This is a genomic window from Yoonia sp. 208BN28-4 (assembly GCF_037543925.1).
GTDB lineage: Bacteria > Pseudomonadota > Alphaproteobacteria > Rhodobacterales > Rhodobacteraceae > Yoonia.
In genome coordinates this window covers 140,956-162,981 of record NZ_JBBIFY010000002.1, presented here as the reverse complement: position 1 = coordinate 162,981, position 22,026 = coordinate 140,956, and the positions used below count along the sequence as shown (strand labels likewise).

Genomic DNA, 22,026 nt, shown 5'->3' with positions numbered 1-22,026 from the left:
AGCAGGCGCATCGAATGCATTCTTCGACGGGCCGCATCGCAGCATGTTGATCATGTTGTGGACGGCAGCTTTGGGCCGCCCGCGAAAGCGGCCCAAATGCACTAAATTTCGATCGCTTCCGCGATCGCCAAAGCATCTTCAAGTTCCACCCCCAGATATCTGACCGTGCTATCCATCTTTGTATGTCCGAGTAGCAACTGAACGGCGCGCAGGTTTCCAGTCTTTTTGTAAATCTGCGTGACCTTCGTGCGGCGCGTTGAATGTGTGCCATATGCAGTCGCTTCCAAACCGATTGATGTTACCCAATCCCGAACAATCCGCGCATACCGGCGTGTTGATATGTGAAGGCGTTCGTGAAGCCGGCCAGGCCACAAATACTCTGAACCGACCATCAGCGGGTCCTCCATCCACTTGGCAACTGATGCCCGCGTGCCTTCGGTTATCTCGAACCGCACGGTTTTTGCGTTTTACTTTGAAGCACAGATGCGCGTTCCTTGATCTGGCCTGATGCCATGACATCGACAACCTGCATCCGACAAAGATCACAGCCGCGCAGCTTGCTGTCGATCGCCATATTGAAGAGGGCGAGATCCCGATGGTTCTCTGCTAACTCGAGCCGAACCCTGATCGCCCAGACATGCTTTGGTTTCAGGGGGCGCTTCTGGCCGACGATACGGCCTTTGTTCCAAGCCGAGCGAAGTGCGCGAATGGCAGGTAAATTTGGTGTTTCCATGACTGATCCTCCAATCCGCCAATCCCTCCCGCAACAACAACCAGACGTTGACTGGAACACTTTAACACAAGATGCCGCGCTGCCTCCCAGGTCCGCTCTGAGCCCGAAGTGTCTGATGCTGCGTAGCGCCTAGATGTCGGCTTCGGTGGGAAATGGACTTTCGCTGCAGTGGCGAAATGACCGTCCTTCCGGCTGCGATCCGCCGTTTCGTACGTCTCGTGGCTATTCGGCGCCCGCCAGCTCTATCCACAGATCGGCATAAGTCCTAAGCGTTTCCAAAGGCAAAGCCGTTTCAAATTGGGCAAGCTTAGGAGGAGACTCATCACCACCGAGCAACATGGCTGCGCCAATGCTTGTTCCTGTGACGGCTGAGTTCGTGAAGACGGGGCGTGCCGTAATGGCATGCAGCATGGCGAGAAACTCGGGGTTTCTGGCGAACGGCCCTTCCACGATCGTTGGGCCAGCCCCGCCAACGAGTTTCAGACAAGTGCCTGTCATCAGGGCAAGATAGAACGAAAGCGCAGCCGATCGTTGGCCCGTACCGACCTCCGGCTCATCGCCGTGCCATTGCATCTCGCTCCTCTGAAACGGGCCTGAACCAGTTTCGACCGATGGCAATAGCATGCGATGCCCATCCAGCACCGCCGACACGTCTTGCTGCGTTGGTTCGACCCCTTGGCCCTGTTGGATCACTTCGAATTCACGTCCACCCATGAAGCGCGCGCTGGCAACAGCTTGCTCCCGCGCATTGACGTTAACGAGGGCATCTCGAGAAGGGTCAAGAGCAGCTGCGCCGCCCGCTTTCATCGACATGACGATGACCCATGTCCCAGTGGACACGACCGAAACAGGACCGTCCTGCGAAATCACATGCGGATAGAGCGAGGCGTTAGAGTCGTGGACGCCGACGCAAACTGGCGTATCCGGCGCAAGGCCGGTGGCCTTTGAGATCTCTGGCAGAATTGGTCCGAGGATGTCGCTGGGACGGCGAACAGGTGCGATCTTATCGCGGATACCGAGCTGAGTGGGCAGGTCAGAGAACGTCCCTTCGTAGGGGTTCCACAGATCTGTATGACACCCGATTGAGGTGACATCGGTCGCGGTCACGCCTGTCAGGCGGTGCCCCCAGTATTGCGGGTAGGTCACGATTTTGGCGGTGCGTCCCTTGAGAGTTGGATCGGTTTTAAAAAGCCAGTGCAGCTGTGCGCCAATGTTCAGACCGCCCGCAAGTTTGGGCGATCCAGTCTGGGCAAAGTCAGGTTTGATGGCATCGTAAGCATCAACAGCCTCGGCGGGATAGGTGTGTTCGTAGTCAAGGATGGGCGCAGCGAGGGCGCCATTGGTGTCTATCAGCGCGGCACAGGCCCCGTGGGTTGTTACCGATATCGCGTCAACGCGGTGCTCTCGATGAAATTGCGCCAATGCATCCAAGAGGAACGCCCAGTGCCCATCGACATCATAATGCGGATATGGGGGGCCGGGTTGCACGATATTCGGGCGCGTAACGACGGCCATTTCTGTCAAGGTCGACAGATCGACCAGCGCGAGTTTCGCGTTGGTCTTGCCGATGTCGATGACAGCGATATGGCGCGGCGCGGTCATGGCATGTGAAACAGCGGCGTGAGCGGCACGGCAACGGGAGAGTCATCTTCGTTCGTGTCCATGATGTCCCCCATATAGGCCCACCACTTCTGCATCACGGGATGGTCCGGCAAGGCGTCCATGCCATGGTCGTCCGTGCGGGTCAGGACCCCAACAAGGTGGCCTGTTTCATCGTCCAAATGGATCGAATAGTCGCTGACGCCCGCGTCACGAAGCAAATCAACAAGCTCGGGCCAGATCGCATCATGGCGGCGCTTGTATTCATCGGCCATCCCATCGTTCAGCCGCATGCGAAACACGTAACGCCCTCTCATGCTTTGCGCCGTGCGGCGGCCATCGCCACAAGGCGCGGCAGGGCAATCACGCCAATCAATAGCAGGCCGATGAAGATAGACATCACGATTCCGGGCACGTTGAGCAGGCCCAACCCGAAGGTCACCAAACCCATAACAAATGCAGCGATAACAACGCCGGGGATCGTGCCTGACCCGCCAAGGATGTTGACCCCTCCAAGGACAACCATTGTCACGACCTCCAACTCCATTCCCGTGGCAATGCTTGGGCGCGTGGATCCTAGGCGGGACGTCAAACAGACCGCTGCGATACCCGACATCAGGCCAGTCAGCAGGAACAGGATAAATTTGACGCGTTGCACACGAATGCCGCTGAACAATGCACCGGTCGGGTTGTTGCCGATCGCATAGACAGCGCGGCCGAAATTGGTTTTGTGCAGTAGCACGCCGTAGATGATGGCGATGATAACAAACAACAGCATCTCGACCGTGAAGACCCAATAGATGTAACCTTGGCCGAACCACGAAAAGCTGGCCGGATAGCCGCGGAAGGCATCATCCCCGAGGATGATAAAGCTGATGCCGCGGAATAGGCTCATGGTGCCGATTGTGACCACGATAGACGGTAGGCCTAACACCGTGACGAAAAAACCGTTGAAAGCCCCGCAAAGCACACCAACCGTCAGTCCGATGATGACCAACTCTGGCGTACCTGCTCCGTATTGCAACGCAAGCCCCATTGCCGTGCTAGAAAGCGCGATGATCGAGGCGACGGACAGGTCGATTTCGCCCGAGATGATCAGCAACGCCATCGCGAAAGCGATCATCGCTTTTTCAGTGAAATTGAATGTCGCATCGCTCAGGTTCCATGCGCTTAGGAAATAGGGCGAGGCAAAGCTGTTCACGACGAAGATCGCAATGGCCACGGCGAGCAGCAAGGCCTCCCAGCTTTTGAAGATCCGCGCGGCGCGGCTGTTCAGGCGGTCGGGGACATGTCTGGTTTGAGTTGCGTCGGTCATTGAGCGGCCTCTGCTTCTTTTAGAATGATACGGCCCTTGTTGCGGCCTGCACGGGCGTTAAAAGCCACGGCAATCAGGATCGCGCTGCCAGAAATGGCGAGCTGCCAGAAGGGCGAGATGCTAACGACCGGAAGCGCGTTTTTGACGACCCCAAGGAAGATCGCGCCCAGCACCGCGCCACCTACGGACCCAATGCCACCAGCGATGGAGATGCCACCGATGACACAAGCGGCCACGACCTCAAGTTCGAACCCGCCCGCGATATCAACGTAAGCCACTGCAAAGCGAGAAACCCAAAGATACCCCGTCAGGCCAGCGAGCGCGCCGGATACGACGAAAGCCCAAAACTGCGTCTTACCGACGTTGATTCCGGTGTAGACGGCCGCATGTGGGTTGCCGCCCACTGCGAAAATGGACCGCCCGAACTGCGTGCGCGCCATCATGATCCCGAACAGGATGATCGTGATGATCGCCGCCCATGACAACACGGGCAGGCCCAGCAGAACCATGCGTGGAAAGTCGGTGAAGGCGGGGGACATTTCGTGGGAATTCACCCACTTGCCGTCTGAAATCAGGAAGATGATGCCGCGAAAGATGGTCATGGTGCCAAGGGTCACGACGATTGGCGGGATCGCCAGTTTCCAAACCAGCACGCCGTTGATTGCGCCCATGATCGCACCTAGGAAAACAGCAATCGCGATAATGACAGGGATCGGCAGGCCCGGCATCGCGACGTTGATCATCGCCACGGCCATTCCCGTCAGCGCAAGGTTTGCGGCAACCGACAGATCAATACAGCGTGTCAGGATCACGACCATTTGCCCCAACGCGAGGATGATCAGCGGTGCCGTGTCGTTGAACACATTGGCCAGATTGGACGGCGCAACAAAGCCGGAAAAACGAGATGAGATCAGGACAAGTAGGACCAAAATGGCACCACCAAGTATCAATTCACGCACGGGCAGAAAACGGGTCATGCTGCGGCCCCTTCAGTTGGAGTTGTGATGCCCGCCGCATGGCGCACGAGGATTTCGGGGGTCAGGTCGTCTTTCGCAAGCTCGGCGGCAATGCGACCGTCGCGCATGACAATCACTCGGTCCGACATGCCGATGATTTCGGGGATTTCAGAGCTGACCATTATGACGGATAGGCCCTGCGCGGCCAATTCGGACATAAACTCATGCACCGCCGCCTTGGATCCGATGTCGATACCCTTGGTGGGTTCATCGAGGATAATCACTTGGGGCTGGGTGGCCAGCCATTTGGCGATGACGACCTTTTGCTGATTGCCGCCTGACAGGTTGCCCACGTCCTGGTCTAACGAAGCGGCCCGAAGATCCAGCCGCTGCGAGTACTCGCGTGCAAGTTTGAATTCCTCGGCGAGCTTCAAAAATCCGTTGCGCGATGTTTTATCCAGCGAAGGCAAAGTAATGTTCTGGAAAATCGGCAACCCAATAATCGCGCCTTGTTTGCCGCGATCCTCGGGGACATAAACGATCCCGTTTGCAACGGCATCCGCAGGCGAGCGGATCACCTTGATGTCGCCATTGACGCGGCACACACCTTTTGAGGGTTTGGTGATCCCGAACAGGGCTTGCATAAACTCGGATCGGCCAGCGCCGACGAGGCCGTAAAAGCCAAGGATTTCGCCCTTGTTGAGGCTGAAATTGATGTCGGCGAATTCTGTCGGGTGTTCATATCCCACGACTTTCAAGACTTCGTCGCCAATGTCATGGTCGCTTTGCGGGAAAATCTGATCAACGGATCGTCCGACCATCATCGTCACAAGATCGCCTTCGGAGATGTCCGCAATCTTGCCATCCCCGCCGAACGCGCCGTCACGAAAAACGGTGTAGCGGTCGGCGATGCGGAAAATCTCGTCGAACTTATGGCTGATAAACAAGATCGCCTTGCCCTGGGATTTGAGGGTTTCGACCAGCTCGTAAAGTTCTTCGATTTCTTTGTGGGACAGGGCCGCCGTTGGCTCGTCCATGATGACCACGCGCGCATCGACAGACAAAGCGCGTGCAATCGCCACGAGGTGTTTGTTGGCAATGCCAAGGTCACGCAATTGGGTGTGAGAACTGAAAAGCGCGCCGATCTCGTTCAGTAGTTTGGCGGCGGCGCGGTGCATTTCTGGCTTATCAATCAGGCCAAATCGGGTCCGAGGTGCATGGCCAATGAAGATATTCTCCGCCACGGAAAGCTCATCGAACAGAACAGTCTCTTGGTGAATGGCCGTGATACCCGCCTTGGCCGCGTCATTCGGAGAGGCAAAGGAAATCGGGTCACCGTCAATACGGATTGTGCCACCGTTGGGTTGATAGATGCCTGTCAGGATTTTGACGGTCGTGGATTTTCCGGCACCGTTCTCACCGACAAGGGCGGTCACTTGACCAGGGTAAAGGTCAAGCTTGACCTCATCCAGGGCCTTAACCCCGGGAAATGTCTTTGTGATCCTGTCCATCGAGACCATCGGGGACACGTCAGTCGATGTGGAAGGCGCGGGGCGAGTCGACATGCCGATACTCTCTTAGGATTGGGGATTGGGGTCATTCGGCCCAGCGCGCGTGTTGCGCCGGACCGAACCAAGCAGATATCTTAGAAGATCGACTTGAACTGGTCGATGTTGCTGGCGTCATAAACAAACGGATCCGCCATGGCGCCTTCGTTGTTTTCATCCAGCGTCAGGCTGCCCATGCGGCCCATCGGGATTTCCGCACCCGGCGCAGCTTCGACACCGTTCTGGCTGAGTTCATAGGCCAGCATGGTCGCGGAGTACCCCAGATCGATCGGATTCCAGATCGCAAAGGATTGGGACGCGCCGGATTCAATGGCACCGGCCATCTCGGACGGCAGCCCAAGGCCTGTCACGTTCACCTGACCGACTTTGTCGGCATCCACGACAGCCTGCGCGGCGGCGACGATACCAACCGAAGTCGGCGCGATGATCGCGTCCAGATCAGGATAGGACTGCATCAGGCCAGTAGCCTCACGGTAGGATTTGTCGGCCAGATCGTCGCCATAGACAGTCGCTACAACGTTGATGCCGGGGTAGTTGCCCATCACGGCCATCATCTCTTCCATCCAGATGTTCTGGTTGGTGGATGTCGTCGTTGCCGACAGCAAGGCGACGTCACCGCCATCGGGCAGATGGTCTGCGGCCAGCTTGATGATCATGTTACCGATCAGCGAGTTCGACGACGGGTTCAGGTGCAACTGGCGGCCCTCGGGCGCCACGCCGGAGTCCCAGCTGATGACCGTGATACCACGCTGCATCGCGCGCTCGAGGGCGGGAACCAATGCGTCTGTGTCATTTGCGGAAATCGCAATCGCATCGACCTGCTGGGCGATCAATGCGTTGATCACTTCAATCTGGCCTTCGGCGGTGGTGTCTGTCGGACCGGTATAGATAATCTCGACGTTGCCAAGCTCTGCGGCAGCCTCTTCAGCGCCTTCTGCGGCTGCCTCAAAGAACCCGATGCCGAGCGCCTTGACAACAATCGCGATGCGAACGTCTTCTTGTGCGAATGCTGGAGCGGCGAACATTGCGCCGGCCAGTGCAACAGATGCTGCTAGTTTCTTAAATACACTCATGGTTTCCTCCCTTGGAGTGGTTTCATCAGGCTGGCAGTTGCGCCACCCCCTCTTTCTGCGCAGCGCCAGAGGGCACTACGATCAGTGTCACATCAGCCGATTCCAGCATGGCCGCCGTGCGGTCATCGATCTTGTCGTCAGTGATGATTGTGTCGATCCGCTCAAGCGGGCACAGCACAAGGCTGGAGCGTTGTTCAAACTTGGAGCTGTCCACCAGAACGATCAGTTCCTCGGCTTGCCCGATCAGCTTTTGTTCGGCCTGGATTAGCAATGGGTCGCCCTCCATCAGGCCCAGTGGGCCGATGCCCTGAGCGCCCATGAACATCCGCTTGGCGTAAAAGTTGCGCGTCACGTCATTGTCAAACGGCGACAGGATGATGTTTTGTTCGCGGTAAATGATCCCGCCTGACAACATCACGGTGTTTTGGGTGTTCTTCAGCAGGTGTTCGGCGATCGGGAATGAATTGGTAAAGACCTGCATCCGGCGCGATGCCAATGGGTGAACCATCTGGAATGTAGTCGTGCCGCCGTTGATGATGATTGGCTCGCCATCTGCGCAAAGCTCTACCGCAGCGGCAGCAATCGCCTGTTTTTCAGCACTGTTCAGCGTTTCATTGACAGAGAACGGTCGTCCGGCAAGGCCGACGAATGGTGTGGTCGTCAGGGCCTCGGCACCACCGCGCACCCGGCGCAGCTGCTTTTTCTCGTCCAACGTATTGATGTCACGACGCACCGTCGCTTCAGACGCGCCAGTCAACGTGCATAGGTCAATGACAGTCACAAGGGACCGGTCTTGAACGGCAGATAGAATGACCCTGTGGCGATCGTTCTCGTGCATGGGGTGTTCCTTTGATTGCTTTGAACGTGGGGCGAATCGCGACAGTTTGTCAATCATTATTTGTCATATGCAATCATTCCGCATTGCAGCATGATTGTTTGTGATTGAAAATGATTGACTTGCCTGCAGCCTGCCGTCACGTTGATTTCTAATAGCTAGTCCTAACCCGCCGTCCACGGAGACACACATGACCTCTTCCAAAAACAGCCAACGTCTTGAAAATAAATGGGATGCCGCCCAAGCCAGCAAGATGAGCGAGCCGGAGAAACTGCTGTATCGCTCCAACCTCCTAGGGTCGGACAAGAGAATCACGAACTACGGTGGCGGCAATACGTCCGCGAAAGTTATGCAAGATGATCCGCTGACAGGTGAAGTCGCTGAGGTGCTGTGGGTCAAAGGATCAGGTGGTGACGTTGGCTCGATCAAGATGGACGGGTTCTCAACGCTCTATATGGACAAACTGAACGCGCTGCGCGGGCTTTATCGCGGTGTCGAATTCGAGGACGAGATGGTGGCCTATCTTCCCCACTGCACGTTCAACCTGAACCCGCGCGCGGCCTCGATTGATACACCGCTTCATGCCTATGTACCTGCCAAACATGTGGATCACATGCACCCCGATGCAATCATCGCCATTGCGGCGGCCAAGGACAGCAAGGCGCTGACGAAGCAAATTTTCGGTGACAGCATCGGCTGGTTGCCTTGGAAGAAGCCGGGCTATGAATTGGGTCTCTGGCTGTCGGATTTCTGCGATAAGAACCCTGATGCCAAGGGCGTTGTCCTTGAAAGCCACGGGCTGTTCACTTGGGCGGATGACGCAAAGGACTGCTATGAGCTGACGCTGGACGTTATTCAAACGGCGATGGATTGGTTTGCCAGGGAAACCGCTGGCAAGGATGCGTTCGGCGGAACAGTTCACACCAGCCTTGATGCGGATACACGCCGCGCCACCGCCGCGCGCCTGATGCCTGCCATCCGTGGATATGTGTCCGGCCAACAGCATATGGTGGGCCATTTCACTGACAGCGACGTTGTTCTGGAGTTCGTCAACGCCAAGGATATGGAACGGCTTGCTGCCCTCGGCACGTCTTGCCCCGACCACTTCCTGCGCACGAAAATCTGCCCGCTTGTGGTCGATTTCGACCCTGCCAAGCCGGACGTAGAAGCCACGATTGCGGGCCTTGATGCGTCAATCGCTGACTACCGTATCGGGTACCAAGCCTATTATGATCGTTGCAAACACGACAACAGCCCAGCCATTCGGGACCCCAACGCAGTGGTTTATCTGATCCCCGGTGTCGGCATGATCACCTTTGCCAAGGACAAGGCAACAGCACGCATTTCGGGTGAGTTCTATGTCAACGCCATCAACGTGATGCGTGGCGCGGATGCTGTCTCCGAATACCAAGGCTTGCCCGAACAAGAGGCTTTCGACATCGAATACTGGCTTCTGGAAGAGGCCAAACTGCAACGCATGCCCGCGCCAAAATCCATGGCGGGCCGTGTGGCCTTGGTCACGGGCGGCGCTGGCGGTATTGGCGCCGCCACCGCCGAGCGTTACCTGCGCGAAGGCGCCTGCGTGATGCTGGCCGATATTGATGATGCAGCCCTTGCCGAAACCTTTGACGGTCTCAGCACAAAATACTCCGCAGACGTTCTGCGCACCGTGAACATGAACGTCACCGATGAATCCGCTGTCGCATCCGCCTACAGTGATATCGCCGCTGAATTCGGCGGCGTCGACATCCTTGTGTCCAACGCAGGAATCGCCAGCTCTGCCCCTATCGAGGAGACGAGCCTTGATCTGTGGAACAAGAACATGTCGATCCTGTCTACGGGTTACTTTTTGGTAAGCCGCGAGGCCTTCAAGCTGTTCAAGGTTCAAGACATGGGCGGCGCGGTTGTGTTTGTGGCCTCCAAAAACGGCCTCGCCGCATCGCCCAATGCCTCTGCCTATTGCACCGCCAAAGCCTCCGAAATTCACCTTGCACGCTGCCTTGCTCTTGAAGGTGCGCCGATGGGTGTCCGAGTGAACGTGGTGAACCCCGATGCCGTGCTGAAGGGGTCCAAGATCTGGCAGGGTGAATGGCTCGACCAGCGCGCTGGCACCTACGGCACCGACAAGGACGGGTTGGAGGAAATGTATCGCGAACGCTCCATGCTGAAGCGCTCAGTGCTGCCCGAGGATATCGCGGAAGCCGCATATTTCCTCGCGTCCGATCTGTCGGCCAAGTCGACGGGCAACATCATCAACGTCGATGCAGGTAACAAAGAAGCGTTCACGCGCTAAACGCAGCAGGGAGGACAGAACATGAGCTATGAGAGCGCGAAAGCCGCCTTTGCAAACTGGGGTGTAGACACCGAAGCGGCCCTAAGCCGGTTGGCCGGCATCCCGATTTCCATGCACTGCTGGCAAGGCGATGACGTGGTCGGTTTCGAAGAAAAAACCGGCAGCTCCGGCGGTGGCATCCAAGCCACGGGCAACCATCCGGGCCGTGCGCGAACACCAGATGAGTTGCGTGCTGATCTTGAGTTTTCATACTCAATGATCCCCGGCAATCACCGGCTGAACCTGCATGCTTGCTACCTCGATACTGACCAGAACCCTGATCGCGACGAGATTGAATACAGCCACTTCGCACCTTGGGTCGATTGGGCGAAAGATCAGGGCCTTGGTCTTGATTTCAACCCGACGTTCTTTGCCCACGCAAAGGCCGACGACAACCTGACACTCAGCCACCCCGACTCCGGCATTCGCGATTTCTGGATCGAACATGGGCTACGCTCACGCGATATCGCGGCGCAAATCGGGGCTGCGCTTGGCACGCCCTGCGTCAACAACATCTGGGTGCCCGATGGCTACAAGGACACGCCCGTTGACCGCATGGCACCGCGCCAGCGTTTGGAAAATTCGCTCGACGCGATGATGGTCACACAATACGACAAGGCGCAGATGCTTGATGCCGTCGAAAGCAAGCTGTTCGGGATCGGGGTCGAGGCCTGCACTGTCGGCAGCCACGAATTCTACATGGGCTACGCGATCCGCAATGGCACCTTGCTGTGCCTTGATATGGGGCATTTCCATCCGACCGAAAATGTTGCCGACAAACTTAGTTCGGTGGCCTTGTCGGTCGATGAAATCCTGCTCCACGTCAGCCGTCCGATGCGTTGGGACAGCGACCACGTGATCCTTCTGGACGACTCAATCCTGCAAATGGCGCAAGAACTGGTGAGCGCGGACTTGCTGGGGCGCACCCATATCGGTCTTGATTTCTTTGATGCCACGATCAGCCGAACAGCGGCTTGGGTGATAGGCACGCGCAACATGCAAAAAGCACTGTTGCGCGCGCTACTGGCCCCTTGGGACAGTCTGAAATCATCGGAAAACAACCTCGACTATACGTCCCGCTTGGTTGTGACCGAAGAGATCAAGGACTTGCCTTATGCTGTCGTCTGGGCAGAGTTCTGCGAACGGATGGACGTGCCTTTCGGCCAATCGATTGTCTCGGACCTTAACCGATACCAAGCAAGTGTCGCAGGTCGCGGCTGAGTATGCTGCAATGCAACGTGTTTGACGATTTCGAGCGGCAGTTATATGTCCGGGAGCCGACAATCGAGATGACCTGTCCTTCGGCAGCTTTGTCCGCACAACAGACCTCAGCGCTGCGCCCTAAGCGGCGGCCACCTTCCGCAACGCCCGCGCCTCCTTGAACGACACAAGCCGGCGCGACTGCGTATCCCACAGATCAAGCGACGCGCAGCGCCAGCTTTCGCGCAGGGTCATGCGGCTGCATTCCACCAGTTCCTTGTGATCGCGCAGTACCTCGGACAGGCGGTAAAAAGGAATACGCGCATAAAGGTGGTGCACATGGTGAATGCCGATATTGGCTGAAAACCAGCGCAGGATCGGTGGCAGATCATAGTGCGATGATCCGTGCAAGGCGGCGTCATGGACCTGCCAGTCGTCATGCGTGTCCCACTGTGTCTGTTCAAACTGGTGCTGCACATAAAACAGCCAGACGCCAATCGACGCAGCAATCAGCGAGGTGGGCAAGAACACCAGCACCAAGGCCTGCCAGCCACCAAACCAGACAATCACGCCAAGGATCACCGCGAGTGCTGCATTCGTGCCCAGCGCAGAAATCCAGTATTTACGCCCCTGATCCATGCAGCTGAGCGGCAAGCGGTTTTGCAGGAAAAACAGATAGGTCGGCCCCAGCCCGAACATCACAAGCGGATGCCGGTAGGCCCGATACAAAAAGCGCCCGAAGGCCGTGCGCTGGTGGTATTCTTCGGTGGTGAGGGTCATCACATCACCGATCCCCCGATGATCCAGATCGCCCGCATGGGAATGATGGATCGAATGGGTGCGCCGCCAGACATCATAGGGTGTAAGCGTCACAATCCCCAGGCCGCGCCCGACCCAGTCCGACACGCGCCGGTTGGCAAAGAACGATCCGTGCCCGCAGTCGTGCTGGATACAAAACAGGCGCAGGAGGAAGCAGCCGTTCAGCACTGAAATCGCAAAGGCCGCCAGATAGCTGTATTGCGCCACCCAGCATGCCAGCACCCACAGGATCACAAACGGAACAAGGCTGACGCCAAGTTCGAAACTGCTGCGCCATGTGCTTGGTTCGCGATACTTTGCCAGCACCTGCACCCAGTCGCGCGGCGCCATATTCGCCGCGGCGTTATCATAGTCTTTCATTGAGATTTGCCTGCCCGTCCCTGTTTGGCTTGGGCAACGGGATAAAGGATCGCGGCTTGATAGCAAGTAAACAATCCGTCGCATCCTTGCGAGCAACGTGCTTTGGCCATCTTGCCGCCAGCGGCTCTTTCCAACACGGTCTACCGCCGGTTTCAGGGCGTTGGGGAAAAAACCTTTGGTGAACGGCACAACCTGCGGTAGGCAACTGCCAGCGAAGACGCGAATCGAAAGGAAATGCAATGCGAGCGATGGAGACCCGACTTACCCACCCGTGGTAGCGCATTGCAATGTCGTGCGCCCCACGTGGCTGCACACCCCTTTTCCCGACGACCGACTTCAGCAGGATCAAATCCATGCATCCCCCGTTTATCTTTACCGACCACAAGGTCGGCCCACATCCATTTCCCCGTCCCGATGGCAAACCGCCACGGCGCAACCAGCCTTGTCCGCTGGATCTGACACCCGTGGCAGGCTGGCCGCCCGTGCCGCTTGTGGCGCCCACCAGCACGTTGCCGTTGTCACCCAGCGGTCAGCCGATGGTGGCGGGTCTGCGGTTGCAAGTTGTGCCACCGCCACGGCGGAGCCTGCGCGATTTCATTGGCCGGTGGCTCATCCGGACGGGCCAGCGTATGATCATGACACAGCGCGCGGGGTAAGCGCCCCGCGCGGCCAGACCGGAAAGGGAAAGCCCATGCACAGTAACGCGTTTCTTGGCCTGTCACTTGCGCTTGGACTTGCGCTGGCCCCCGCAGGTGCTGCGGCGCTGTGTGATGGCCCCAGCTTTCTGGACCAGATGACGCCGGAGGAACAGACCGCGCTTGAAGCCGCTGTAGCCGCCACGCCATTTGCTGATGGATTGCTATGGCAGGCCACCCGCGACGATCACCAGATCACGCTTCTCGGGACCCTGCACATTGATGCGCCCAGCCTGCCCGCGCTGCAGGCCGTTGCCGCCCCCTATGTCACCACCGCCGATCTGTTGCTGGTCGAAGCCACAAAGGCCGAGGAAACCGCCCTGATCAAGGCGCTGACAGACGACCCCGCGATCTTCATGATTACCGACGGGCCCACCCTGCCCGACCGCCTGCCAACAGAGATGTGGGACAAGATCAGCGAAGCCGCCAAGGCGCGTGGCATTCCGCCTTTTATGGTGTCGCAGTACCAGCCTTGGTATCTGGGGCTGACGCTTGCTATTCCGCCCTGCGCCATGGCCGCGATCTCTTCAAGCGCGCCGGGGCTGGACCACCGCATTATCGCCGATGCGCAAGCCGCCGATGTGCCCGTTGCCGCGCTCGAACCTTGGGACACGTTGATTGATGTGCTGCGCGACGGCAGCATTGATGAACAAATCGCACAACTGCCCGTGGCACTGCCGCCTGTCGCGTTACAGGAAAGCATCTTTGCGGCCATGCTGGACGGCTTTGCCAACGCCCGCACCGCCGAAATGTGGGAAACGTCCCGCCTTGCCGTTGCCCGCATCCCCGACGTGGACCCCGCCGAGGCACAGGCGATTTTTGCGCAGACCGAACAAGGGCTGCTTATTGATCGCAACCTCGCATGGATGCCAATGATCCTTGACGCGGCGCGCGATAACAGCCGCCTTATGGTGGCCGCAGGTGCCGCACATCTGCCCGGTGATCAGGGGTTGCTGAACCTGTTGCGCGATGATGGCTGGACGCTGACGCGACTGGACTGACTTAGTCGCAATGATGCGCGACGGCAGACCGCCCTTGACCCGTCCGTCATTTCCAGCGACCCAAGCGGCATGACCCGTCTGCCCATCGAAAGCGTCCTGCCCGACCTGATCGCGGCCCTGCGCGAACAGCACCGCGCCGTCCTGCAAGCCCCGCCCGGCGCAGGCAAATCCAGCCGCGTGCCGCTGGCCATGCTAGAGGCAGACCTGACCCCGCATAAGATCATCATGCTGGAACCCAGACGGCTTGCCGCACGCGCCACAGCCGATCGGCTTGCCAGCCAGTTGGGAGAAGCCCCCGGTCAAACCGTGGGCTACCGGATGCGCGGTGACAACACCAAAGGCAGCCGGATCGAGGTCGTGACCGAAGGGATCCTGACCCGCATGATCCAGACCGATCCAGAGCTGACAGGTATCGGCGCGGTCATCTTTGATGAATTTCACGAACGCAGCCTGAACGCCGATCTCGGCCTTGCCCTGACGTGGGAGATCGCACAGGCCCTGCGCCCTGACCTGCATGTCGTGGTGATGTCAGCCACGCTGGATGCAGGGCCCGTTGCAGCTTTGCTGGATGATGCGCCCGTCATTACATCCCAGGGCCGCGCCTTTCCGGTCACGACCCATCACCTGCCCAAAGCCGTTCCCAAGACGACCCGCCTTGAGCAAGCCACCGCTGACCTGATCACACAGGCCGTGGCAGAGACCACGGGCGGCGTGCTCGTGTTCCTGCCCGGCGAAGGCGAGATTAAACGCACGCAGGCGCTTTTGAACCTGCCGGATGACTGCACGATCCGCCCGCTTTACGGGGCGATGCCGTTCAAAGACCAGCGTGCCGCGATTGCCCCCGTCAAGTCCGGCCGCAAGATCGTGCTGTCCACCTCCATCGCAGAGACGTCGCTGACGATCGAGGATATCCGCGTGGTGGTCGACGCGGGCCGTGCGCGCCGTGCGCGGTTTGAATCAAATTCCGGCATGTCGCGGCTGGTCACGGAACGCGTGTCGCGGGCCGAAGCCACTCAGCGGGCGGGGCGCGCGGGACGTGTCGCCGCAGGCGACGCCTATGTGTTGTGGACCAAGGGCGAAGAAGGCGCGTTTGCCGCTTTTCCGCCCGCAGGCATCGAGATCGAGGATTTGTCTGGCCTTGCGCTGGAACTGGCGCAATGGGGCAGCACCGACCTGCCGTTTCTTACCCCACCGCCCCCCGGCCCGATGGCAGAGGCCACCGCCCTGCTCACAGCGCTTGGTGCGTTGGATCAAAGCGGTGCGATCACCGCCCACGGGCGCGCCTTGGCGGCAGAACCCTTGCACCCGCGACTGGCCCACATGCTGGTAACAGCAGGCGCACAAGCGGCCCCCTTGGCAGCCATTCTTGCGGCGCGCGATCCTTTGCGCGGCGCGCCAGTTGATATCAGCCTGCGCGTTCAGGCTGTCGCGGGGCGCTATCAGGGGCCGGGTCAGGTGAACCGTGGCGCGATCGCCCAGATCAACGCCGAAATCGCGCGGCTGTCACGCAAGAGACAGACAAGCGTCGCGCCCCTATCTGTGGCCGCGATGGCCGCCCTTGCCTATCCTGATCGCATCGGCCTGCGCCGCGCCGGGGATGCACCGCGTTATGTTTTGTCGGGTGGCAAAGGAGCTGTCATCGACGCGGGTGACCCGCTCGCGGGTCAGCGTCTGATTGTCGCCACCGATCTTGACGGCGATACCCGCGAGGCCCGCGTCAGACAGGCGGCCGCTATCTCCGAGGCCGAGGTCCGCGACCTTTTCGGCGATCAGATTGCGTGGCATGACGTCTGCCTATGGTCGCGCCGTGACAACCGCGTGCTGACCCGCAAGCAGGAGCGGTTGGGCGCGCTGGTGCTGGATGATCGCACATGGTCCGATGCGCCCGATACGGCTGTCGCCGCTGCCATGATCGACGGCATTGCACAGCTTGGCCTGCGCCTGCCTCCTTCTGCCGCCCGGTTCCGGTCCCGCGTGATGCTGCTGCGGGCCACCGACGCCGGCTTGCCGGATATGTCGGATGAGAAATTGATGGCAACGCTGGGCGATTGGCTGCTGCCCCATCTGGCGGGCGTGCGCAGTGCTGCCGACTGGAAAGCGTTTGATCCGCTCCCCGCTTTGCGGGCGATGCTGGATTACGACCAGATGCGCAGGCTAGATCAGGCGGCCCCGTCGCATTTCACCACGCCACTGGGCCGCCGTGTCCCGATTGACTACGGCGCAGACACCCCTGAAATCACGCTGCGCCTGCAAGAGCTGTTCGGCACCACCACCCACCCCACTGTCGGGCGCACGCCGTTGCGGGTGGTTCTGCTGTCACCGGGGCAAAAGCCGGTGCAGGTCACCACCGATATTCCCAACTTCTGGGCCACGTCATATGCTGATGTGCGCCGTGACATGCGTGGCCGCTACCCGCGCCATCCCTGGCCCGAGGACCCGACCCAAGCCGATCCGACCCTGCGCGCCAAGCCGCGCGGCACCTAGACGCCTCACGCGCGATCTCGCTTCGGTGAATTGCAACCTGTTGCAGACAGTGTTATGTAAACATTAATCAAAAAGAACTACTTGGCAGGTATGATGTCCTTTCTTGCACTCCGTTCCTTGTGGACGGACTTTATTACGCCCATTTACCGGCGCCCTCTTGGCTTGCAACTGGCGGCATTGTGCCACCGTGACGGCAAGAACGGGAAAGAGGTCCTGTTGATCTCGTCCTCGCGCGGACGCTGGATCATTCCCAAAGGCTGGCCAATGGACGGCAAAACCGCCGCCGAGGCGGCGCGCATCGAAGCATGGGAAGAGGCTGGCGTGCAAAAATGCCATGTCAGCGAAAAGGCCGTTGGCAGCATCCTTGCTGAAAAACGCTATGACGACGGACGCGTTCTGCCCTGCGAGGTGAAGGTGTTTTCGGTCAAGGTCACCAAGCTGGCCGATGATTTCCCGGAGGCGGATCGCCGCGAGCGAATCTGGGTGTCCCCCGAAAAAGCGGCCGAGATGGTGGACGATGGTGCGCTGAAAACGCTTTTCAGTGATTTGCCGTCCCGTTAACGCCTCTGGTTGCCGGAAATTTCACAAGTTTGCACAAAAAGGTTGCCACATCAGGGTGACCTGACCTAAGCCCGCCGAATAATTTGCGGGGGCAAACTGATGACAATTCCACCAAACGATCACTTTGACACGCTTGATCGCGACCTTGGTCGCATCGCACGTGTTGAAAATGCAGTGCAATACGTAGCCCAGCCCATGGTGGGCCTTGGTGTGGCGATTGCGTTTATCGTGCTTGCCGGACTGGCCAGCACGCTGTTCTTTGGCGGCACGCAGACATCTTATGTTGTTGTGGCCGCAGCCGCGATCGGCGCCTACATGGCCGTGAACATCGGCGCCAACGACGTGGCCAACAACATGGGTCCGGCTGTGGGGGCCAACGCGCTGACGATGGGTGGTGCGATTGTCATTGCAGCCATCTGCGAAAGTGCGGGTGCGCTTTTGGCCGGTGGTGACGTGGTTTCGACCATTTCCAAGGGCATTATTGATCCCGCAAGTGTCTCCAGCGGTGAGATTTTCATCTGGGCGATGATGGCCGCACTGATCTCGGCCGCCCTCTGGGTGAACCTTGCCACATGGGTCGGCGCGCCTGTCTCCACGACCCACTCGGTTGTTGGTGGTGTGATGGGTGCGGGTATCGCTGCTGCCGGTTTTGCCGCCGTGAACTGGCCCACGATGGGCACGATTGCCGCGTCATGGGTCATCTCGCCCGTCTTGGGTGGCATCATCGCCGCTGCGTTTCTGGCCTTCATCAAGACCTTCATCATCTACCGCGATGACAAGATCGCCGCTGCACGCACGTGGGTGCCGGTCCTGATCGGGATCATGGCGGGTGTGTTTGCGATGTATCTGGCGCTGAAAGGTCTAAAAAAGATTATTTCTGTCGATCTGTTGCCCGCCGTTCTGATCGGCTGTCTGGTCGGTGCCGTGGTCTATGTGATCACCGCCCCGCTGATCCGCAAGCAATCGGAAGGCATGGAGAACCGGAATAAATCGCTCAAAATCCTGTTCTCGATCCCGCTGGTGCTGTCTGCGGCCCTGCTGTCGTTTGCGCACGGCGCCAATGACGTGGCGAACGCAGTTGGTCCGCTGGCCGCGATTGTGCACGCCGAAGAGTTTGGCGAATTTGCAGGCAAGGTGAACATCCCGCTTTGGGTCATGGTCATCGGTGCGTTTGGTATTTCGTTCGGTCTGATCCTGTTCGGGCCCAAGCTGATCCGCATGGTAGGCTCGCAGATCACCAAGCTGAACCCGATGCGCGCCTACTGTGTGTCGTTGTCCGCAGCGATCACCGTGATCGTGGCAAGCTGGCTGGGCCTGCCCGTGTCATCGACCCACATCGCCGTGGGTGGTGTGTTTGGCGTGGGCTTTTACCGCGAATACGACACCGAGCGGCGCCTGCGTAAATCCCGCGCAGCACGCCCCGAGATGCCCGTGATCGCACCGGAAGAGCGCCGCCGCCGCAAGCTGGTCCGCCGATCGCACTTCATGACCATTATCGCTGCATGGGTGATCACAGTGCCCGCTGCCGCGATCATGTCGGGGGTGATCTTCTTTATCCTGCAGGCGTCGTTCGTATAACGTCTTTCGATAGTCTAAACATCAAAAAGCCCCCGTCTCGTGCGGGGGCTTTTTCTTTTCTGGCGCGTTGCGGCTACTTGCCCAGACAGTGCCGCATAATCGCTTTTTGCGCATGCAGACGGTTCTCGGCCTCGTCAAAGATCACCGAATGTTTGCCGTCCATCACGCTGCTTGTCGCCTCGTCATCGCGGTGCGCCGGCAGGCAGTGCATGAACAGCGCGTCGTCCTTGGCCTGCGCCATCAGCGCATCATTTACCTGATAGCCGCGCAACTGGTTATGGCGGCGTTCGCGGGCCGACTGCGGATCATGCATGCTGACCCATGTGTCCGTGACCACCAGATCAGCGCCCTCAACCGCCTCGTTCGGATCGCGCACGGTGGTATAAAGACCGTCCAGCGCGGGTTCGGGGTCGAGCGGCGGCGGGCCGGTGAAGACCAGATCAAATTCGAACTGCTTGGCAGCATGGGCAAAGCTGGCAAAGACGTTATTGCCGTCACCCGACCAGACGACCTTTTTGCCTTTGATCGGACCGTTATGTTCCTCGAATGTCATCACATCCGCCATGATTTGGCAGGGATGCGTGCGGTTGGTCAGTCCGTTGATGACGGGTACAGTTGCGTATTCGGCCATATCCAGCAGGGTCTGTTCCTCAAACGTGCGGATCATGATCAGGTCGACATATCGCGACAGAACGCGGGCGGTGTCGGCAATGGTTTCGCCGTGGCCAAGCTGCATGTCAGCGCCCGACAGCACCATCGTCTGCCCGCCCATCTGGCGCACGCCCACGTCAAAAGACACGCGTGTGCGGGTCGACGGCTTTTCAAAAATTAGCGCGACCATGTGGTTCGCCAGCGGCTGATCCGCGTCAGGGGTGCCTTTGGGCAGGCCGTGGCGGGCGTCTTTCATGCTGCGCGCATCGTCGATGATCTTGCGCAGGTCAGCGGGGGCGATTGTGTGAATGTCGAGAAAATGGGTCATGTCGGTCTTCTTTGTGAATGCCGGGGGATTTCACATCCCCCGGACCCCCTGTGGAGGTATTTTTGGCAAAATGATACGAAGATGGAAGGCGCAGTCATTGCGCGATCATCACTTGGACAGGGTCGCCGTCTTCGCAGGGCACGATATCAAGTGGACGGAAACCTGCGCGTGTGTAAGCGGCGACGGCGCGGGTGTTCGCGGGATCGGGGTCTGTCAGAACGCAAGGATAGCTTTGTCGCAACTCCGCGATACGGGCGGCCATGTAGCCGCTGGCATGGCCCTGCCCCAGAAACGCCGGATCGCCAAGGAATGTGTCGATGGCGCGGGCATCTGCCGGCTGGCCCACGTATTGCGGCGCTTCGAACGCATGGGCGTTGTAGTCCTGAATATAGGCAAAGGGCGTGCCGTCGGTGCTGACGATGCGCATATCAACCACGTCCTTGTCCATATCATCCTGCACCAGCCGCGCCTCTGTCCCGCTGTCGCCCCACCAGCCGCCGATATGCGGTTGGTCAAGCCAGCGTTTGAACATCGGCAGATCGTCCATCGTGATGGGCCGGAAGCTGTAGTCAGCCATGGCCCGCCACCACTGTCGCTGTCTGGTCGAGCAGATCAACGGCCTTTGCGATATCGTCGTCGGTAATGTTGAGCGCAGGCAGCAGGCGGATCACATTGTCTGCCGCAGGTACTGTGATGACGCCGTGCGTGTAGCCCGCATTCACAATGTCGGTGTTGGTGGCCTTACACTTCAGCCCCAGCATGAGGCCCGATCCGCGCACGGCCTCGAACACGTCTGGGTGCGCCGCGACCAGCCCTTCCAGCTTTTGGCGCAAGAGGCCCGCCTTGCGGTTCACCTCGGCCAGAAACGCATCATCCGCGATCTCTTCCAGCACAGCGCAGCCGACCGCACAGCCCAAGGGATTGCCGCCATATGTGGACCCGTGGGTGCCAGCCGTCATGCCCGATGCCGCGTCTTCGGTGGCCAGAACAGCACCAAGGGGGAACCCCCCGCCGATGCCTTTGGCCACCATCATGATGTCGGGGGCAATACCCGCCCATTCGTGCGCGAACAGCTTGCCTGTCCGGCCCACGCCGCATTGCACCTCATCGAGGATCAGCAGAATGCCGTGTTCGTCACACAGGTCGCGCAGACCCTTGAGGCACTGATCCGGCAGCGGGCGGATGCCGCCCTCGCCCTGCACTGGCTCAACCATAATAGCTGCGATCTTGTCGCTGGCCGCAGCCGTCAGCGCATCGTGGTCGCCAAACTCCAGATGGGTGAAACCGGGCAGCAGCGGGCCGAAGCCCTTCGTCATCTTCTCGGAGCCTGCAGCGGCGATGCCAGCACTTGAGCGGCCATGAAACGACCCGCTGAAAGTGATGATCTCGGTCCGGTCGGGCTGGCCCTTATCGTAGAAGTACTTGCGGACCATTTTAACCGCCAGCTCGCAAGCCTCGGTGCCTGAGTTGGTGAAAAAGCAGGTGTCGGCAAAGGTGTGTTCCACCAGCAAATCCGCCAGCTTTTGCTGGGCGGGAATGTGATAGAGGTTCGACGTATGCCAGAGAGCGCCCGCCTGATCGGTCAGCGCCTTGACCAATGCCGGATGCGCGTGACCCAGCGCGTTCACCGCGATACCAGCGCCCAAGTCCAGAAACCGTCGCCCGTCTGCTTCCACAAGCCAAGAGCCTTCGCCTTTGACAAAGGTCAGTGGCGCACGGGAATAGGTCGGCAGGACGGAAGCGATCATGGGATCAGCCTTTCAGTATAAGAAGCCCAATGGGTGGCGGAGCACGCGGGCCAAGTCAACGATATTTGGAGGAGAAACAGACAAACGGGCGCCCCTATGAGGGGGCGCAAAAAGCAGACTTAGCGTCGGCGTCGGGTGTGTTGTGTCTGTGTCATGCGTGTTGACCTAGCGAAAGCTGTGCTGCTTGTGA

Annotated in this window: 18 protein-coding genes and 1 pseudogene; 7 read left to right on the top strand and 12 right to left on the bottom strand. The window is 59.1% G+C overall.

Annotation, left to right across the window (positions count from 1 at the left end):
• Positions 1–101: 101 nt before the first annotated feature.
• The 8 genes and pseudogenes from V8J84_RS06860 to V8J84_RS06825 form a co-directional block, all read right to left on the bottom strand.
• A pseudogene (locus V8J84_RS06860) lies at positions 102–733 on the bottom strand (tyrosine-type recombinase/integrase).
• Between the two features lie 222 nt (positions 734–955).
• Entirely contained in the window at positions 956–2,335 is a 1,380-nt protein-coding gene (locus V8J84_RS06855) for an FGGY-family carbohydrate kinase (RefSeq protein ID WP_339929412.1), read from the bottom strand.
• Positions 2,332–2,649 carry an L-rhamnose mutarotase gene (gene rhaM, locus V8J84_RS06850; RefSeq protein ID WP_339929410.1) on the bottom strand — a complete coding sequence of 106 codons (318 nt, stop codon included), beginning with the start codon at positions 2,647–2,649 and terminating at the stop codon, positions 2,332–2,334. Before rhaM ends, V8J84_RS06855 begins: the two co-directional genes overlap by 4 nt.
• Complete coding sequence (locus tag V8J84_RS06845) at positions 2,646–3,647, bottom strand: ABC transporter permease (RefSeq protein WP_339929408.1); 1,002 nt, start codon at positions 3,645–3,647, stop codon at positions 2,646–2,648. Before V8J84_RS06845 ends, rhaM begins: the two co-directional genes overlap by 4 nt.
• The gene (locus tag V8J84_RS06840; protein ID WP_339929406.1) at positions 3,644–4,624 is read right to left on the bottom strand and encodes an ABC transporter permease; all 981 of its coding nucleotides are present in this window, start codon (positions 4,622–4,624) and stop codon (positions 3,644–3,646) included. The genes V8J84_RS06845 and V8J84_RS06840 overlap by 4 nt, the downstream gene beginning before the upstream one ends.
• Positions 4,621–6,168, bottom strand: a complete 1,548-nt coding sequence (locus tag V8J84_RS06835) for a sugar ABC transporter ATP-binding protein (protein WP_339929404.1) — start codon at positions 6,166–6,168, stop codon at positions 4,621–4,623. Before V8J84_RS06835 ends, V8J84_RS06840 begins: the two co-directional genes overlap by 4 nt.
• An 80-nt stretch (positions 6,169–6,248) precedes the next feature.
• Positions 6,249–7,244, bottom strand: a complete 996-nt coding sequence (gene rhaS, locus V8J84_RS06830; protein ID WP_339929402.1) for a rhamnose ABC transporter substrate-binding protein — start codon at positions 7,242–7,244, stop codon at positions 6,249–6,251.
• 25 nt (positions 7,245–7,269) lie between these two features.
• Positions 7,270–8,082: a DeoR/GlpR family DNA-binding transcription regulator gene (locus V8J84_RS06825; protein WP_339929400.1), complete on the bottom strand. Its 813-nt coding sequence runs from the start codon at positions 8,080–8,082 to the stop codon at positions 7,270–7,272.
• A 187-nt stretch (positions 8,083–8,269) separates the two neighbouring features.
• On the opposite strand from V8J84_RS06825, the gene V8J84_RS06820 reads away from it, so the two are divergent.
• On the top strand, positions 8,270–10,372 hold the full coding sequence (locus tag V8J84_RS06820) for a bifunctional rhamnulose-1-phosphate aldolase/short-chain dehydrogenase (protein ID WP_339929398.1): 2,103 nt from the start codon (positions 8,270–8,272) through the stop codon (positions 10,370–10,372).
• Between the two features lie 21 nt (positions 10,373–10,393).
• Complete coding sequence (locus tag V8J84_RS06815; protein ID WP_339929396.1) at positions 10,394–11,632, top strand: L-rhamnose isomerase; 1,239 nt, start codon at positions 10,394–10,396, stop codon at positions 11,630–11,632.
• 120 nt (positions 11,633–11,752) lie between these two features.
• Here the strand turns inward: V8J84_RS06815 and V8J84_RS06810 are convergent, their stop codons facing one another.
• Positions 11,753–12,790, bottom strand: a complete 1,038-nt coding sequence (locus V8J84_RS06810) for a fatty acid desaturase (RefSeq protein ID WP_339929394.1) — start codon at positions 12,788–12,790, stop codon at positions 11,753–11,755.
• A 353-nt stretch (positions 12,791–13,143) separates the two neighbouring features.
• Here V8J84_RS06810 and V8J84_RS06805 point away from each other — a divergent pair, with 353 nt between their 5' ends.
• From V8J84_RS06805 to V8J84_RS06785, 5 genes are all read left to right on the top strand, one after another.
• On the top strand, positions 13,144–13,446 hold the full coding sequence (locus V8J84_RS06805) for a hypothetical protein (RefSeq protein WP_339929393.1): 303 nt from the start codon (positions 13,144–13,146) through the stop codon (positions 13,444–13,446).
• 35 nt (positions 13,447–13,481) lie between these two features.
• Entirely contained in the window at positions 13,482–14,486 is a 1,005-nt protein-coding gene (locus V8J84_RS06800; protein ID WP_339929392.1) for a TraB/GumN family protein, read from the top strand.
• Positions 14,487–14,555: 69 nt separating this feature from the next.
• Complete coding sequence (gene hrpB / locus V8J84_RS06795) at positions 14,556–16,970, top strand: ATP-dependent helicase HrpB (RefSeq protein ID WP_339929391.1); 2,415 nt, start codon at positions 14,556–14,558, stop codon at positions 16,968–16,970.
• A 117-nt stretch (positions 16,971–17,087) separates the two neighbouring features.
• Complete coding sequence (locus tag V8J84_RS06790) at positions 17,088–17,531, top strand: NUDIX hydrolase (RefSeq protein ID WP_339929389.1); 444 nt, start codon at positions 17,088–17,090, stop codon at positions 17,529–17,531.
• Between the two features lie 99 nt (positions 17,532–17,630).
• Entirely contained in the window at positions 17,631–19,109 is a 1,479-nt protein-coding gene (locus V8J84_RS06785; protein WP_339929387.1) for an inorganic phosphate transporter, read from the top strand.
• A gap of 73 nt (positions 19,110–19,182) precedes the next feature.
• On the opposite strand, the gene argF is transcribed toward V8J84_RS06785, so the two are convergent.
• From argF to V8J84_RS06770, 3 genes are all read right to left on the bottom strand, one after another.
• Positions 19,183–20,088: an ornithine carbamoyltransferase gene (gene argF / locus V8J84_RS06780; protein ID WP_339929385.1), complete on the bottom strand. Its 906-nt coding sequence runs from the start codon at positions 20,086–20,088 to the stop codon at positions 19,183–19,185.
• A gap of 94 nt (positions 20,089–20,182) precedes the next feature.
• Positions 20,183–20,665, bottom strand: coding sequence for a GNAT family N-acetyltransferase (locus V8J84_RS06775; RefSeq protein ID WP_339929383.1), 483 nt, complete (start codon positions 20,663–20,665; stop codon positions 20,183–20,185).
• Positions 20,658–21,836 (bottom strand): aspartate aminotransferase family protein, encoded by a 1,179-nt coding sequence (locus V8J84_RS06770; protein ID WP_339929381.1) that lies wholly within the window; start codon positions 21,834–21,836, stop codon positions 20,658–20,660. Before V8J84_RS06770 ends, V8J84_RS06775 begins: the two co-directional genes overlap by 8 nt.
• Between the last annotated feature and the right edge of the window lie 190 nt (positions 21,837–22,026).

Coding starts and splice junctions, on each gene's coding strand:
- V8J84_RS06800 (WP_339929392.1), top strand. CDS start 13,482: ATGCACAGTAACGCGTTTCTTGGCCTGTCACTTGCGCTTGGACTTGCG.
- V8J84_RS06810 (WP_339929394.1), bottom strand. CDS start 12,790: ATGAAAGACTATGATAACGCCGCGGCGAATATGGCGCCGCGCGACTGG.
- hrpB (WP_339929391.1), top strand. CDS start 14,556: ATGACCCGTCTGCCCATCGAAAGCGTCCTGCCCGACCTGATCGCGGCC.
- rhaM (WP_339929410.1), bottom strand. CDS start 2,649: ATGAGAGGGCGTTACGTGTTTCGCATGCGGCTGAACGATGGGATGGCC.
- V8J84_RS06785 (WP_339929387.1), top strand. CDS start 17,631: ATGACAATTCCACCAAACGATCACTTTGACACGCTTGATCGCGACCTT.
- V8J84_RS06835 (WP_339929404.1), bottom strand. CDS start 6,168: ATGTCGACTCGCCCCGCGCCTTCCACATCGACTGACGTGTCCCCGATG.
- rhaS (WP_339929402.1), bottom strand. CDS start 7,244: ATGAGTGTATTTAAGAAACTAGCAGCATCTGTTGCACTGGCCGGCGCA.
- V8J84_RS06815 (WP_339929396.1), top strand. CDS start 10,394: ATGAGCTATGAGAGCGCGAAAGCCGCCTTTGCAAACTGGGGTGTAGAC.
- V8J84_RS06845 (WP_339929408.1), bottom strand. CDS start 3,647: ATGACCGACGCAACTCAAACCAGACATGTCCCCGACCGCCTGAACAGC.
- V8J84_RS06840 (WP_339929406.1), bottom strand. CDS start 4,624: ATGACCCGTTTTCTGCCCGTGCGTGAATTGATACTTGGTGGTGCCATT.
- V8J84_RS06855 (WP_339929412.1), bottom strand. CDS start 2,335: ATGACCGCGCCGCGCCATATCGCTGTCATCGACATCGGCAAGACCAAC.
- V8J84_RS06805 (WP_339929393.1), top strand. CDS start 13,144: ATGCATCCCCCGTTTATCTTTACCGACCACAAGGTCGGCCCACATCCA.
- V8J84_RS06820 (WP_339929398.1), top strand. CDS start 8,270: ATGACCTCTTCCAAAAACAGCCAACGTCTTGAAAATAAATGGGATGCC.
- V8J84_RS06775 (WP_339929383.1), bottom strand. CDS start 20,665: ATGGCTGACTACAGCTTCCGGCCCATCACGATGGACGATCTGCCGATG.
- argF (WP_339929385.1), bottom strand. CDS start 20,088: ATGACCCATTTTCTCGACATTCACACAATCGCCCCCGCTGACCTGCGC.
- V8J84_RS06770 (WP_339929381.1), bottom strand. CDS start 21,836: ATGATCGCTTCCGTCCTGCCGACCTATTCCCGTGCGCCACTGACCTTT.
- V8J84_RS06825 (WP_339929400.1), bottom strand. CDS start 8,082: ATGCACGAGAACGATCGCCACAGGGTCATTCTATCTGCCGTTCAAGAC.